The following is a 15650-nucleotide window of genomic DNA, read 5'->3' as shown; positions in this document are numbered from 1 at the left end:
TTATAATTCGCTTTTTATAGTGTCTTTAATTATTTACTTTTGCTGTCAGTTATAATTACAAAAATTGAACCAAAGTGAATTTCTGACATAGTTACTTGTTTAACAGTAGTTAGGAATATTAAATTAAAGAAATAAACATATCCACGATAAAATGACAATTCCAGCACAATTTGACGCTAAAACGATCGAGAATAAATGGTATGATTACTGGATGAAAAATAATTATTTTCATTCGGAGCCAGATCATAGAACACCTTATACAATTGTAATTCCACCGCCAAACGTGACAGGAGTCCTTCACATGGGGCATATGTTGAACAATACAATTCAGGATGTTTTAATTCGTAGAGCGCGTCTTAAAGGTTTTAACGCTTGCTGGGTTCCGGGAACGGATCACGCTTCAATTGCGACCGAGGCTAAAGTTGTAGCAAAATTAAAAGCAGAAGGAATCAATAAAAATGATTTAACCCGTGAAGAATTTTTGGCACATGCCTGGGAATGGACCGATAAGTATGGTGGAGTTATCCTTGACCAACTTAAAAAGTTAGGAGCTTCTTGCGACTGGGAAAGAACCAAATTCACGATGGATCCTGATATGTCGGCATCCGTAATTAAATCGTTTGTTGATTTATATAACAAAGGTTTAATCTACAGAGGATACCGAATGGTAAACTGGGATCCTGAAGCCAAAACAACTTTATCTGACGAAGAAGTAATTTACGAAGAACAACAAGGAAAATTATTTTTCTTAAAATATAAAATTGAAGGTTCAGAAGATTTCTTAACGATTGCAACAACACGTCCTGAAACTATCTTCGGGGATACAGCAATCTGTATCAACCCAAATGATGAGCGTTTTACGCATTTAAAAGGAAAGAAAGCGATTGTTCCTATTTGCGGAAGAATAATTCCGATTATTGAAGATGAGTATGTTGATGTTGAATTCGGAACCGGATGTTTGAAAGTAACTCCGGCGCATGACATGAATGACAAAACGCTAGGAGAGAAGCACAATCTGGAAATCGTTGATATTTTTAATGAAGATGCTACATTAAATAGCTTTGGATTGCATTATCAGGGAAAAGATCGTTTTGTAGTTCGTACTGAAATTGCAAAAGAATTAGAAGAAATTGGAGCTTTGGCGAAGACCGAAATCCATTTAAATAAAGTAGGAACATCTGAAAGAACCAAAGCGGTAATCGAACCAAGATTATCAGATCAATGGTTTTTGAAAATGGAAGATCTGGTAAAACCGGCAATCCAATCGGTATTGGTTGATGGTGATATTAAATTGCATCCAAAACGTTTCGAAAACACTTACGCGCATTGGTTAAACAATATACGTGATTGGAATATCTCTCGTCAATTATGGTGGGGACAACAAATTCCGGCCTATTATTATGGAGACGGAAAAGAAGATTTTGTAGTTGCAGAAAACATCGAAGAGGCGCTAGTATTAGCAAAAGAAAGAACCAACAACCAACAACTAACAACCGACAACCTTAAGCAGGATGTTGACGCATTAGATACCTGGTTCTCCTCTTGGTTATGGCCAATGTCTGTTTTCGGTGGAATAATGGATCCTGAAAGTGCAGATTATAAATATTACTATCCAACGAACGATTTGGTAACAGGTCCGGATATCTTATTTTTCTGGGTGGCGAGAATGATTATTGCAGGTTATGAATATGCTGGTGAAAAACCATTTACAAATGTATATTTGACTGGTTTAGTTCGTGATAAACAACGTCGTAAGATGTCTAAATCATTAGGAAATTCTCCTGATCCTTTAGATTTGATCGAAAAATTCGGTGCCGATGGTGTTCGTGTAGGATTGCTTTTGAGTGCTTCTGCAGGAAACGATATTATGTTTGATGAAGAATTATGTAACCAAGGAAAAGCGTTCTCAAACAAAATTTGGAATGCCTTTAAATTGATTAAAGGTTGGGAAGTTTCTGAAACGATTCCACAACCAGAATCATCAAAAGTGGCTATCGAATGGTATGAAGCGAAGTTGCAGCAAACCTTAGTTGACATTGAAGATAACTTCGAGAAATATAGAATTTCAGATTCGTTAATGGCGATCTACAAATTAGTTTGGGATGATTTCTGTTCTTGGTTTTTAGAGATGATCAAACCGGCATACCAACAACCAATTGATAAAGCTACATTTGATAAAGCAATTGAAATGTTAGAAAGTAACTTGAAGTTACTACATCCTTTCATGCCTTTCTTAACGGAGGAAATTTGGCATTTAATTGCTGATAGAATCCCAGAAGAAGCTTTAATTGTTTCAACCTGGCCAGAATTAAAACCGTTTAATGCGAACTTGATTTCTGATTTTGAAAGTACAATTGAAGTAATCTCTGGAATCAGAACGATTAGAAAAGATAAAAATATTCCGTTTAAAGATGCTATTGAATTGAAGGCAATCAACAGCGAGAATCTTTCGACTTATTTTGATTCAATCGTAACGAAATTAGGAAATATTTCAGTTTTCGAATATGTTTCAGCTAAAGTGGACGGAGCATTATCTTTCCGTGTAAAATCAAATGAATATTTCATTCCTATCTCAGGAGGAAATATTGATGTTGAAGCTGAAATCGCAAAACTGACTGCAGAGTTGGTTTATACGCAAGGTTTCTTAAAATCGGTTCAGGCAAAATTGTCGAACGAGAAATTTGTTGCCGGAGCACCTGAAAAAGTTTTGGCTAACGAAAAACAAAAAGAAGCTGATGCCTTGGCAAAAATTGCTACTATTGAACAGAGTATTGCGGGATTGAAATAAGAGTCAATTACGTTTAAATATAAAATCCCAATGCTGAATTTCAGTTTTGGGATTTTTTTATTTTTCGTAAAAAACATCTTTAAGATAAAAAACGGTATCAATAAATTTTAAAACGCCATTTTCTGTTAAGACATTTTCATCGTGGAGATCTTCAAGAATAATTCCTATATCAGGATTGTAATAATCGTTGTTTTTAGTGTTGAGAAAGCCATTTGAAAACATGAATTTTTTAACTAATTCTAAATCGGTTTTTTCGGTTGCTTTTACAAAAGGTTGCTCAACAACTGCGTAAATTATATTTTCATTTTTATAAAATCCTATTAGATTATAAGCAGTATCAGGGAAGAAAAAATTATTTAAGAGTAAGTTATTGAAATAATCTATCCATGAATTATAGTAAATAGAATCATTTAATTTTATTACATTTTTTCCATCTTTTAGATATACTTTTTGCTCAGCACCTTCAGAAACATAGTTTTCAATGTTAATATCTAAAATCCAAAGATTGTTTTCGGTTGCAAATTTTTCTAAGGTTTCTGCTTCTTGTTTTTTGAAGTGCTTGAACTTTTTAGCCATTTCGCTTGAGCTTTTGCTTCTGCTAAGGTAACCGGTTGCTGCTTGGATAATTGTTCCATGCTTAACTTTGCTCTTTCCTGAAATGATAAGTTGTAATTCATGTTTCATATTGTAAAATGTAAAAGTATTACATTTTATTAAGTTATCAAAAAATCTTAAAAATTTGTAGTTTAATAATTACAAATTGTCATTTCTTTTCCTCTTCAAAATCAAAAACAAAGGATAAGAAATAATCGTAATTCCAACAATAATTACAAAGCTTTTAGGATCACTGAAAATAAAACCAAGTAGTAAAGCTAAAGACGCGATAATAGCCAAAATAGTAGTCCATGGATACCAAACCGAACGATAGGGACGGGGTAAATCAGGTTCCGAATTTCTAAGTTTTATCAGGGAGCAATACGCTAATCCCCAAACAATAATAGAAGTAAAGGCCGCAAATGAAAATAGGACTTCAAACGAACCAATACAAATCAAAAATAAACTGAATACAGAGGAAACCAAAAGTGCCGTAATTGGAGTACCGCCTTTGTTTACGTTAGTTCCTTTTTGAGTAAAAAAACCATCGCGGCTTAAGCCATATAAAATTCGCGGCGGAATCATCATGAAAGCATTCAGAATGCTGATTAAAGAGAAAATAGATATTACCGTTACGATAACAGCGCCATTTTTTCCGAAGATAATATTGGCAACATCGGCTGCAGCCAAATTTGATTTTGCTACGTTTTCAAGTGATAAAACATGAAAAAAAGCAACGTTTACCAAAACATAAATGGCAATAACCAGAAGCACACCACTATATAATGATTTGGGAATGTTTTTACTTGGATCATCATTCTCCTCAGCAAAAAAGCAAACGCTGTTCCAGCCGTTATAAGTTCCGATGATAAGCTGTAAGGATTTAAAAAAGCTAAATATAAGTCCAAGTTGAAAGGCTGCATTGTCTTTAGGAATCGGTGCTAGTTGTACACCCGAATACATAAAACAGGCTACGACTAAACATACAAAGCAGATAACTTTAAGGAAACTTGTTATTTGTTGAATAGTACTTCCGTTTTTTACGCCGCTTAAATGTAACAATACAAAAGCAATCAAAAGAGAAATCGCTATTACAGTAGAATAACTTTCTAAGCCGGGAAACAAAATGATCAAATATTCGCTTATAACAATACAGTAAAAAGCAGGCGGAATGGCATTGGTAATATAATCAAACCAACCTGATAAAAAGCCGGCATAATCGCCAAAAGCCCTTTTGATATAATTGTAAGATCCTCCAGCTTTTGGAAGCATTGTAGCCAATTCTGCATAAGAATTAGCACCAATTAAAACATATATTCCACCAAAAAGCCAAGAAGCAATAATAAGCCAATAATTATCTAACATTCCGGCTATTGTTCCCGGTGTTCGCAGAATTCCGACTCCAATTGTTCCTCCAATTAATACGGCAATGTTAAAACTTAATCCGAGTGTTTTTTTTAATTGGTTCTGTTTGGAATCTGACATAGAATTTTGTTTTGTTGAAATTGAAATGCTTTGTGCAAAAGTAAAGATATTTAAAGCAGTCTCCTCTATGAAAATAAAAAACCTCGTCTATTTCTAAACGAGGCTCTTTTTAAAATCTAATTCAAAATTTTAGAATTTGTATCGCAAGCTTGTCATAATCTGACGAGGCGCAATAGGGTTCACACTATAATTTTCGTGAACGGTGTAATTTAATTCGTTTGTTATGTTTGATAGTTTACACAAAATCGAGATTTTTTTCCAGGTATAACCAGCTGAAACATCAATTGTCGTGTAACCTTCTAATGGAATTTCTCTGTCCCAGATTCCTCCTGGCTTTGTCGAATCATATTGACTGTTCCAACCACCAATTCTATCTCCAATATAATTTCCGATGGCACCTACAGACACACCTTTTAATAACCCCTCTTGTAAAGTATAAAAGAAACTTAAATTTGCAGTGTTTAAAGGTGTTCTTGCTACACGGTCACCTTCAATAAAACTTCCGTTTAATCCTGATGTTTTAGTATAACGCATGTCATTATAGCTGTATCCGGCGATTACGCTTAAGCCTTCAACTGGTTTAGCTGTAACGTCAATTTCGACACCCTTACTTTTTGTTCCACCACTTAATATTTTTATGTTTGTATCTGTGTTAGGCGTTCCATCCGCTTTAAATTCGGCCATTTGAGCTAAATTGCTATTTGTAATTTGATAAACTGTAACATTTGTACTTAATAATCCTTTAAGGAAATCTGTTTTAATACCTGCTTCTACCTGATCAATAATAGAAGGTTTAATAGGTTGTAGATCTGCAGTTGTTCCTGTATTTGGCGTAAAAGAGTTAGAATAACTTCCAAATAGCGAAACATCTTTAGTTGGCTGATAAATTAATCCGGCTTTAGGCGAAAATGCGTTATCTAAACGTTTTGGAGTAACAGTTGGTATTGCATTTTCAGGCGCTACAGTTTGTTTTCCTCCCGTGAAAGTTTCTTTGTAAGTGCTTACTTCAGATTCCTGCCAAGACCAACGAACACCGGCAAGTACTTTGAATTTTTCAGTAATAGAAATTAAATCCTGAAAATAAACCCCAAAACGATTGGTGTCTGTTTTTGCTATTTGTGTTGCACGGTCTGTAGTTGGAATATCTTTTCTTTGATTATTTGGATCGAAAGTAAAAAGATTTATAGTATCGTAAAGAGTTGGTCCGTAAACTGGTAAACCATCTTTTGTACCTGTCTGAACATATTTTTCATCGAATGTATAAGTATATGCTGTGGCAAATGAATTCTCCCAGTCAGCCCCGGTAAAAATTTGATGTTTTACAGATCCCGTATTGAAATCCCCCTGTAAACTCAACTGATCTCCTAATATTTGCTCCAGGTTTTTATTCTTCGCTAATCCTCTGTTCCAATCACCAGGAGTTGCGTAAGTATCTAAGTTTGATAATTGAGCAGTAGAATTACTTCCTCTATTATAGCTTTGGAAAGAAGAGTTGAAATTTAATTTCCAGTTTTTGTTAAAATCGTGATTTAATAATAAAGATGCACTGGCAGATTTAGTTGTACCGTTTGACCATAATGATCCGTAAAAAGCATTACGTGGCAAGTCTAAAATTTCTTTTCCGATAATTCCAGTACCAAAATCAGGAGTCCAATCTGCAGATAAATAATCTCCCTGAAGTGTTATTTGTGTCTTTTGAGTGATATCAAAAAGTAAAGATGGATTAATGTATAAACGTTCATTTTTTACAACATCTCTAAAACTTTCTGAGTTTTCATATGATCCATTAATTCTAAAAGCAATAGATTTAGTTAATGGACCATAAAAGTCAATAGATGGCTTGTAAAAAGCATAACTACCCATTTGCATTGATATTTCACCACCACTTTTGAATGATGGAGTTTTGGTTACAAGATTAAGGATTCCACCCGGAGCGACATTTCCAAATAGCAATGCTGAACCACCTTTAAGGAATTCTACTTTGTCTAAACCAGAAACATCAGGTATAGAACCGGCATTATAACGAAAACCATTTTTAAACATATTATTGGCAGACATGTCGTATCCTCTTGAGAAAAAAGACTCCTGCGCACCACCTCTTGCAGAACTTACATAAACACCATTTGCATTTTTTAAGACCTCACTTAACCTGATAGCTTGTTGTTGTTCGATAATTTCAGAACCAATAACTTGTATCGCTTGTGGATTATCCATTGGTTTTAATCCAGAACGAACTGCCGTTACAGGTTTTGGCTCTCTTGCTTTAGTAACAATTACCTCATTAAGAATTTCTCCTTTTTTATTTTTTACAGTATCATTTAAAGTAGTCGTATTTTCTGCACTTGTGTATTCCTGGCTATAAGCACCAAAACTTAGAAAAGACAACGCAAGTAGTAAACTATGTTTCATGTTCTTTATTTAGATTTAATAAAAATAATATTTTTTGTGCAAATATAGGTTTACTAATTAGTTTTAACAAAATTTAACAATAGATTTTATGGCTTAATTTTGTATTATTTTTATCTTAAGATTAGCTTAAGATATTGCGTTTTTTATTTTTATTAATTATAAATAGGTGAAATATATAAATTCAAAAAAACATTTACAGATTAAAATGAAAAAACCTTGCTCAAAGGAACAAGGTTTTAATTATTGCAAATAGATCAGGATCTAAATAAGGTATGTTATTTAACAGAAATTAAGTAAGTAGCCATTTTCCAGATTTCATCGTATTTTTTGCCATTATGTTCTCCTGCTGCTTTTTCAGTATAAGCAAATTCAACCATGTAGTTTCCTGGCCAGATTGGTGTAAATGAAACTTCTCCGTTCTCATTACTCCATAATTCTTTTTCCCATCCGTTTGGAGCAATTACTTTCATTTTTTGCTCTTTGGCAATTTTACCTTCGTATAGAGCATTTACATTGATTTTTGTATTTTGTTTTGCCGTTAAAACATCTTTAGAAAATAAACTGATAACATTTGTGTTCGCTACAGCTTCATTTCCTTTTGCTGCAGTACCAACAGTTACGTTAGCGCTTGAGTTATAATCTAAAACCATAGTACCATAAACATCTTTTACTTTATGATGCATTACAATTGTATATACTCCTTCTTCATCTGGTGTAAAAAAGGCCTGGTATTTATTATCTAATGCTTTTGCTGAAAGTTTAGTTTCTTTTTTTGATGGGCTAATCACAACCAGCGAAAAATCTTTTAGATCTGAAAACCATTTGTCAGCTTTAGTAATATCGTTATCTGAAAATTCTCCAAAGTAAACAGAGATTTCCTGTGCTTTTCCTTTTGTTCCAGTTGCTTTAGTTTCGATCCAAAGGGCATGTGCAAACAATTGCGGACTTGCAACTAACATAAAAAGAAAAAGGCTGACTTTTTTTAAAGTATTTGATTTCATAAGATCAAGGTATAAAATTGTTAAGTATGATATTTTTCACAAATTTAAAGCTTATTTAGAATAATTAAAAATTAAATCAACAAAAAAATAGAGTATTTAATTTAGAAGTGACTTTTGAGTTATATAGAATGCCTTAAAAAATTAAAAAGAGTATCGTAGAATAGAATAGGTGTAAAAGCCTTAATTTTGCAGCCGAACAAAATGACACAACTACATGATCATTCCTTTCTTAAAAAAAATACACGGTTCCCCAAAAGGGTTTAGACTAGCCAATACTGTATTTTTTTTCCTTTCCGGATTTGGATATTCTTCCTGGGTATCGCGAATTCCGCATATACAAGCAGAATTACATTTGTCTGAAGCTGAATTTGGAGCGGTTTTATTTGCATTTCCGATTGGTTTAATGCTGACAATGCCTTTTACCGGAATGTTATTAAATAAATACAGTAGTCGTTATATTATGTTGCTAGGCGCAATCATGTTCAATATTGCCCTGTCCTTGCCCGGTTTAGTAGCTTTTGTATGGCAGTTGGTAATTGTGCTTTTAATCTTTGGAGCTTCGCGTAATATTTTTAATTTATCCATTAATGCACAATCCCTGGAGGTTCAGAAATTGTATCCAAAATCAATCATAACGCGTTTTCATGCGGTTTGGAGTATTGCCGTTTTTTCCGGAGCCGGTTTAGGTTATGTGATGGTTACACAGCATATAGCACCATCATACCATTTATTAGGAGTGAGTGTTTTTATGATGGCTCTTACTTTCTGTTTTTATCCCATGAGTATTCATAATCAGCCTGTACCGGTTAAAAAGAAATTCTTTTCGATGCCGGAAAAAAATCTGGTTAAGTTTGCCCTGATCTGTTTTGTGTCTATGGCTTGCGAAAACACGATGTACGACTGGAGTGGTATTTATTTTAAAAATATCTTACACGCTTCTCCAAAGTTAACCAGTGCTGCCTTTGTGTTTTTTGCAACAGCGGTAACGTTAGGACGTTTGTTTGGAGATTATGGTGTAATGAAATTTGGTACAAAACGAATTCTGTTTTATAGTGGTATTTTGATCACTGCTGGATTTGGAATCTGTTTTATTCTGCCTTATGCTTACCCAACTATTTTTGGTTATGTTTTGATTGGTGTAGGGGTTTCCTGCGTGGTTCCGCTAGTATTTGCTATTGCCGGCAGATCGTCAAAATTAAGCAGCGGTTCTGCCTTAACTTCTATATCTACTGTTGGTTATCTTGGTTTTTTACTTGTCCCGCCAATGGTGGGTTTTATCTCGGAATATTTAAGTATGAAATGGGCGTTTTTAATTATGGCGCTTTTAGGAATACTGATGATTTTGATGGTGAATAAGATTGGAGAAAACGAGTAATTAGTTTTTGCCACGAAGGCACGAGGACGCTAAGAATTTTTGTTACAAATTTGGTAGAAACGATGGTTCTTTTTTATTTTTAAAATTCGTTTAAATAATCTTTCCATTTTTGTTTTTCAATGGTATAAGAGTATTGTAAGCCCTTTTCATAGATTCTTACCTTGTTTTTAAATTGAAGCGTATCAACATAAAATAGATCCAGTTCTTCTTTTTTATTTAAAAAATGAATAGAATAAATAGCTAGAGGACAACAACAGTATCCAGTTTTTTCAGCATTTATAAATAATCTGTCAAAGTTTTCAAGTTGTTGCTTGTTTATAGCTTTGAATTCTTTTTTTGAAGCGAAAAATTCAACATCTGTTATTCTTCTTTTGGTAATTGTTGTATCGTATAGCTTGATAATTATTTCTTTACTGTTAGATTTTGTTTTATTAAAGGAATAATTATCAATAAAATCTTCTAATGTATTTTCAAATTTTGAATTACAACCAAATATTAGGATTGCAATTAGAATTAAAATTAAATTCCTTCTCACTTATAATTCTGTAGTTACTGACGGTTTTGCATTAAATAAATTCTCAATTTGAATTCTTTCAGCGAAATTCTCCAGCTTTATTTCAGAGGTTGTTGAATTAAATATTGATTTAATTTTACGAGCATTTTCAGGATTGATTATTTTGCAATTTACAAAGTTGTATTCATCAAAATAATCTCCAAAGATTGAAATTAAATTTTCTCGTGAAATAAATACATTTTCTTGTTTAGTTCTGAATAGCTTCTTTTGAACTTTTGTCAATAAATAATAATCAGCTGGTGGAATTAAATTTGGAATATGCTCTGTCCAACTTGAAACGGTTATTATTTTATTATCCTCTTTAGTTTTGAAAAAAAACATTTTAGGGACAAAATAGTCATTTCCTAATTTATTTTGGATTTGACTTCGGTGTAAATTATAGTTCCAAATACTATTAGATTTTTCAATTTCTAAATAACTGCATTGTTCTGAAAAGTGTTCTGAACTAGCATTTAGGTTTGTTGTATTCCAATTTTCATATAATTCCTCTTGAGATGGTTTATATGGATCAGCTTTATCAGATTGTGGATTGAAGATATATAAATCTAAATCCTTTACTATTTTTTCAATAAATTGAAATGCCTCAATTCCAAAAAAACTTGGGCGTAAAAAGTTTAAAATAAAAGCAAAATTCAAATTATCAAATTCTTTGAAATTTTCAATCATTTGATCTTCGTCATCACCAACAATTTCAGTTCTTTCGAAAATGAAATAAACTTCAGTATCTGGATTTTGAAAAAACCATTGATTATTATCTTCTTCTACTAAATTTAGAGATAGGTAATTTGCGATGTCATTCTCGTTTATTTGGCTTTCTTTTCTTTTGAAAAAGTATAAGTCGTAACTCATTTTTAGTATATATATTATTGATTTTTTTCTACTTCTTACTCATAACAAACTTCTCCTTAGTCATCTTCCCTTGTAAATTCCCGGAAATTTCAGCAGTCAAAGTATTATTTGCTCCTTTTGAATACGTGATTTTTTGAGGATAATCGTGTGATGGATTTTCAAAAACCAGTTTGTTTTCGCTTTCTGTAGTCGAACCAAAATCGACAGCTTTGTCATTGTTTTGCCCGTTTACGGTTGCGCTATATAACAACATTTCGCCTTTTTGAGCCAGGGTTATTTTTTCTGAATGTAAAGTGTCATCGTTTTTTATAAAATATGAAGTCGCGCTGAAAGTACTGTCGTTTACCTTTTGCCAGCTTTCGGACAAAACACCGTCTTCTGTTTTATTTTCCCAGGTTCCAATAAGCCAGTCGGCTAGTTTAATTTTATCTTTTTCGACAGTTTCTTCTTTTTTACAAGACACAACGGCTAATAAAACAAGTAGAAGAGTGGTTTTTTGAAACATTTTTTTTGGTTTTAGGTATTAAATAGTGGTACTAAAGTATGAAAAAAAAGCTTACCACAACTCAACCGAAGGGAATAGGTGAATCAGATTCAATAATTTTTATTTCACGCAGATTCTGCAGATTTAGGCAGATTAATTTTGATTTTAAAATATATAAATCTGCGTATATCTGCTTAAATCTTTTTTAAATCTGCGTGAAATAAAAAAATCATTTTAATCCTTGATCCCGATAGCTATCGGGAGTGGCAAAAAAACTTTAAAAACTTTCCGTTAAAATCGCATAAACCAATTCTTTACTTGGTTTTTGATCTTTTAGCTTCGCTCTTACCTCATCAAAGGTTACTTTGAAATCACAGCCTAATTTATAATCGCTGCAACCGTAGGCTGTATTTCCTTTAAGTACCGTTCCTTTTTTACATTTCGGACAGGTTAGGGCGTCTGAAGCGGTTTCTGATTTTGCTTCTGATTTTGCTTTCGGAGCTGTTTTTTTTGCTTCTAATTTTAGTTTATAGTTTTCTTCAAAACGAATTAAACCTTCTACGGTACCAGCTTCGGTTTTAAAGCCTTTTATGTTAACAGTTGAACCTTTTTGAAGCAAACGCATATATTGGCTCTCCGTTATTTTTTTATCTGAAAAAACATAAGGCAATACAAAGTCACAACCTGATTTATATTCAGAACAGCCGTAAGCTGATTTTCCTTTTATCAGATTTCCTTTTTTGCATTTCGGACAGGCTTCCGCCAAAATTCCAGCCGCTTTCTTTTGCTCGACTTTGACCGCTTCTTTTTGAACATTTCCTGCATGCGAAATGTTAGCGTGTCGGGTTTCACTTCGCACTTCGGTGACCAAAGCTTCAACCATGCGTTTCATGTTTTTTATAAAGGCGCCGGCGGTATAAGTTCCTTTCTCGATATCTTTCAATTGCTTTTCCCAGGAACCTGTCAATTCAGCCGATTTGATTAATTCATTCTGAATCGTTTCAATAAGCTGAATTCCCGTTGGTGTTGGTAAAACCTGTTTTTTGTTTCGAACGATGTACTGACGTTTAAAAAGCGTTTCAATGATATTCGCACGCGTTGACGGACGACCAATTCCGTTTTCTTTCATCAATTCGCGTAAATCTTCGTCATCTACTTGTTTTCCTGCAGTTTCCATGGCACGCAGTAAAGTCGCTTCGGTAAACTGATTGGGTGGTTTGGTTTCTTTTTCTAAAAATGAAGGTTCATGCGGACCCCTTTCGCCCACAACAAAACTTGGTAATATATCCGCTTCTTTTTCTTTAGCATTCGGATCTTCAAAAACAACACGGAAACCTTTTTTTAGGATCTCTTTTCCAGTAGTTTTAAATAGTACATCAGCTGCTTTTCCAACTACTGTGGTGTTGGCAACCAAACAATCATCATAAAAAACAGCAATAAAACGCTTTACAATAATATCATACACCTGTTGTTGATTGTACGGCAAATTGATTTCTATTCCGGTTGGAATAATAGCGTGGTGATCGGTAACTTTTTTATCGTTGAAAACCTTTGGCGATTTTTTAATCTTTTTCTCTAAAAGCGGTTGGGTTAACGTACTATAATTCGATAATTTTTGCAGAATTCCCGGTACTTTCGGATAAATATCACTTGGTAAAAATGTCGTATCAACTCTGGGATAGGTAACCACTTTTTGTTCGTACAAACTCTGCGCAATTTTAAGCGTTTCATCTGCCGAAAATCCGAATTTGGTATTGCAATAAACCTGTAAACCTGTTAAGTCAAATAGTTTTGGAGCAAATTCGTTTCCGTTCTTTTTGTCTACTGAAACAATTTCGAAATCACTTTCCTTGACTTTATTAGCTAAAAGCTGTCCGTCTTCTTTATTCAAAAAACGGCCTTCTTCATAACTAAAAAGTGTTTCTCTGTATAAAGTCTGCAATTCCCAATAGGGTTGGGGTTTAAAATTCTCAATTTCTTTAAAACGATCTACAACCATTGCTAAAGTCGGCGTTTGCACACGACCGATAGATAAAACTTGTTTGTAACCACCATGTTTTACGGTATACAAACGGGTAGCATTCATTCCGAGTAGCCAATCGCCAATCGCTCTTGAGAATCCGGCGTAGAATAAATTATCGTAGTTCTCAGATGGTTTTAAGTTGTCAAAACCTTCTTTTATGGCTTCTGTTGTCAAAGACGAAATCCACAAACGCTGCACTTCGCCTTTATAATTGGCTTCGTTCATCACCCAACGCTGAATCAATTCTCCTTCTTGCCCGGCATCCCCGCAGTTTATGACAACATCGGCTTTGTCGAATAAGCTTTTTACAATTTTGAATTGCTTTTGAATTCCTGAATTTTCAACCACTTTGGTTTCAAACTTCTCAGGAAGCATTGGCAGGTTGTTCAAATCCCAGCTTTTCCAGTGTGGTTTGTAATCGTTGGGTTCTTTTAAGGTGCATAAATGCCCAAAAGTATAGGTCACTGCATAACCATTGCCTTCGTAATAACCGTCATACTTGGTATTGGCGCCCAAAACGGATGCGATTTCACGTGCTACACTTGGTTTCTCGGCAATACAGACCTTCATTTTCTCTTTCTTAATTGGAAAGCGAAATTAGGGAATTAGAAATTGGTATTGAAATTTTTTGCTACTAAGGCACAAAGACACTAAGATTTTTTTTGAGCTTGATTTTTTAATCTCGCAAAGCCGCTAAGGCGTAAAGTTTTTTATTGCAACTTATTTAACATAGATTTTAAAAAGATTTTAGCAGATTTTTTTACTTAAAATCAGTTGTAAAAAATCTGCGTTTATCTGCTAAAATCTTTCTAAAATCTGCGTGAAACAAACATTTGCGAGTCATTGACTTTACGCGAAAATTCCGTACTGTCATTGATTAGTTTTTAGCTCAACAACTTAGTGATTAAAGAACTCCAACATTGTTTTTAATGCGTCTTTAGAATGCATTTTTTCACCGTTTTCAAGCGATTCCTTTGCTGCTTCAGCTGCTCTTTCACGCATATTTGATTCGTAAAAAGAAATAGCTTCCTGAATGGTTTTGTATTTATCAGAAGTTAAACATTCGCTTAATTCCAGAGCATCAAGCATGGCCATATTAGCACCTTCACCAGCAAAAGGAGGCATTACGTGTGCAGCATCTCCAATGATGGTTACATTAGGTAAAGCTTCCCAGGCCTGATCTAAAGGCATGCAATTAATAAGACGGGGAATAAAAGGTGCCGAAACATTTTCGAATAGTTCATGCCAAACAATGCTCCATTCCGGATAGGCGTTTTTAAACCATTCTAAAATTTGCTCTTTGTCAGCGAAATCTAAACCACTTTCAATAGACCAGTTTTCATCCGCTTTAAAGCTGGCATAAAAACCAAGAGCGCCGTCGCCTTTTTGTCCCATCAATATGTTTTTTTCATTTCCGAAGGCCATTATTTTACCTCCCTTTATTACCGAATGCAGATGTGGTGCGGCTTTTTCAGAATCGTAAATATTGCCCTCCAGCATGGTTATGCCCGAATAAAAAGGTTTTATATCTGTGATGTACGGACGGATTTTTGAATTGGCACCATCAGAACCAATTACAATATCAGCGTAAACCGACAAACCGTTTTTGAAATGCAGCAGCCAGCCTTCGTTTTGGAGTTCCATCGAAATAAAATGACTGTCCCAAACTATTGTTTCAGGCTGTAGCGATTCGATCAATATTTTTCGGAGTACACCGCGGTCAATTTCAGGACGAAAATATTCATTGTCAAAATCTTCTTCAAGATTCGTTTCGTGGTCGCTGTAAAATACTGTTGCCTGCTCATCTAAAAGCAGCGTTTTATCTGCGCCAGGCATAAAATTAGTTCTGAATTCTTCAAATAAATTGGCTTTGCGAATCGCGGCTAAGCCTGAATCATCATGCATATCCAAGGGAGAACCTTGTACTCTTGCATTTTTATTTAAATCTCTTTCGTATACTTTTACATTAACATTTTGCAGTTGTAAAAGTCTGGCTAAAGTAAGTCCGCCGGGACCGCCGCCAATGATAGCGACTTGTTTATTTTCTAGTAACATTTCCGTTCCATTT

At 34.1% G+C, this 15650-nt stretch carries 11 protein-coding genes; 2 read left to right on the top strand and 9 right to left on the bottom strand.

Features of this window, described 5'->3' with window-relative positions; all coding sequences use genetic code 11:
- The first annotated feature begins 151 nt into the window (after window positions 1-151).
- Entirely contained in the window at window positions 152-2788 is a 2637-nt protein-coding gene (locus BUA98_RS20740) for a valine--tRNA ligase (RefSeq protein WP_072975689.1), read from the top strand.
- Between the two features lie 57 nt (window positions 2789-2845).
- Here the strand turns inward: BUA98_RS20740 and BUA98_RS20735 are convergent, their stop codons facing one another.
- The 4 genes from BUA98_RS20735 to BUA98_RS20720 all read right to left on the bottom strand — a co-directional run bounded on the left by BUA98_RS20735 (window position 2846) and on the right by BUA98_RS20720 (window position 8277).
- Window positions 2846-3472: a putative polyvalent protein kinase domain-containing protein gene (locus BUA98_RS20735; RefSeq protein WP_072975687.1), complete on the bottom strand. Its 627-nt coding sequence runs from the start codon at window positions 3470-3472 to the stop codon at window positions 2846-2848.
- Window positions 3473-3541: 69 nt separating this feature from the next.
- Window positions 3542-4867: an APC family permease gene (locus tag BUA98_RS20730; RefSeq protein WP_072975685.1), complete on the bottom strand. Its 1326-nt coding sequence runs from the start codon at window positions 4865-4867 to the stop codon at window positions 3542-3544.
- A gap of 129 nt (window positions 4868-4996) precedes the next feature.
- Window positions 4997-7276, bottom strand: coding sequence for a TonB-dependent siderophore receptor (locus BUA98_RS20725; RefSeq protein WP_072975683.1), 2280 nt, complete (start codon window positions 7274-7276; stop codon window positions 4997-4999).
- A gap of 275 nt (window positions 7277-7551) precedes the next feature.
- Window positions 7552-8277 (bottom strand): DUF4198 domain-containing protein, encoded by a 726-nt coding sequence (locus BUA98_RS20720; RefSeq protein WP_072975682.1) that lies wholly within the window; start codon window positions 8275-8277, stop codon window positions 7552-7554.
- Window positions 8278-8491: 214 nt separating this feature from the next.
- Between BUA98_RS20720 and BUA98_RS20715 the strand changes: the two genes are divergently transcribed.
- On the top strand, window positions 8492-9652 hold the full coding sequence (locus BUA98_RS20715; RefSeq protein ID WP_072975680.1) for an MFS transporter: 1161 nt from the start codon (window positions 8492-8494) through the stop codon (window positions 9650-9652).
- Window positions 9653-9731: 79 nt separating this feature from the next.
- Here BUA98_RS20715 and BUA98_RS20710 read toward each other — a convergent pair whose 3' ends face one another.
- The 5 genes from BUA98_RS20710 to BUA98_RS20690 form a co-directional block, all read right to left on the bottom strand.
- A complete protein-coding gene (locus BUA98_RS20710; protein ID WP_072975678.1) occupies window positions 9732-10187 on the bottom strand; it encodes a hypothetical protein in 456 nt (151 codons plus the stop codon).
- A complete protein-coding gene (locus tag BUA98_RS20705; RefSeq protein ID WP_072975676.1) occupies window positions 10188-11075 on the bottom strand; it encodes a hypothetical protein in 888 nt (295 codons plus the stop codon).
- Window positions 11076-11103: 28 nt separating this feature from the next.
- Window positions 11104-11580 (bottom strand): DUF6265 family protein, encoded by a 477-nt coding sequence (locus tag BUA98_RS20700; RefSeq protein WP_072975675.1) that lies wholly within the window; start codon window positions 11578-11580, stop codon window positions 11104-11106.
- Window positions 11581-11836: 256 nt separating this feature from the next.
- Window positions 11837-14152, bottom strand: coding sequence for a type IA DNA topoisomerase (locus BUA98_RS20695; RefSeq protein WP_072975673.1), 2316 nt, complete (start codon window positions 14150-14152; stop codon window positions 11837-11839).
- Window positions 14153-14479: 327 nt separating this feature from the next.
- Entirely contained in the window at window positions 14480-15637 is a 1158-nt protein-coding gene (locus BUA98_RS20690) for an FAD-dependent oxidoreductase (protein ID WP_072975671.1), read from the bottom strand.
- Between the last annotated feature and the right edge of the window lie 13 nt (window positions 15638-15650).

Origin of the sequence: Flavobacterium saccharophilum (assembly GCF_900142735.1) — a bacterium.
GTDB lineage: Bacteria > Bacteroidota > Bacteroidia > Flavobacteriales > Flavobacteriaceae > Flavobacterium > Flavobacterium saccharophilum.
The sequence above is the reverse complement of the archived record's forward strand: the minus strand, read 5'-3'. Positions and strand labels throughout refer to the sequence as shown.

Excerpts from the sequence above, each read along its gene's own strand:
- BUA98_RS20740 (WP_072975689.1), top strand. The coding sequence starts at position 152 with ATGACAATTCCAGCACAATTTGACGCTAAAACGATCGAGAATAAATGG.
- BUA98_RS20695 (WP_072975673.1), bottom strand. The coding sequence starts at position 14,152 with ATGAAGGTCTGTATTGCCGAGAAACCAAGTGTAGCACGTGAAATCGCA.
- BUA98_RS20725 (WP_072975683.1), bottom strand. The coding sequence starts at position 7,276 with ATGAAACATAGTTTACTACTTGCGTTGTCTTTTCTAAGTTTTGGTGCT.
- BUA98_RS20730 (WP_072975685.1), bottom strand. The coding sequence starts at position 4,867 with ATGTCAGATTCCAAACAGAACCAATTAAAAAAAACACTCGGATTAAGT.
- BUA98_RS20715 (WP_072975680.1), top strand. The coding sequence starts at position 8,492 with ATGATCATTCCTTTCTTAAAAAAAATACACGGTTCCCCAAAAGGGTTT.
- BUA98_RS20700 (WP_072975675.1), bottom strand. The coding sequence starts at position 11,580 with ATGTTTCAAAAAACCACTCTTCTACTTGTTTTATTAGCCGTTGTGTCT.
- BUA98_RS20720 (WP_072975682.1), bottom strand. The coding sequence starts at position 8,277 with ATGAAATCAAATACTTTAAAAAAAGTCAGCCTTTTTCTTTTTATGTTA.
- BUA98_RS20690 (WP_072975671.1), bottom strand. The coding sequence starts at position 15,637 with ATGTTACTAGAAAATAAACAAGTCGCTATCATTGGCGGCGGTCCCGGC.
- BUA98_RS20705 (WP_072975676.1), bottom strand. The coding sequence starts at position 11,075 with ATGAGTTACGACTTATACTTTTTCAAAAGAAAAGAAAGCCAAATAAAC.
- BUA98_RS20735 (WP_072975687.1), bottom strand. The coding sequence starts at position 3,472 with ATGAAACATGAATTACAACTTATCATTTCAGGAAAGAGCAAAGTTAAG.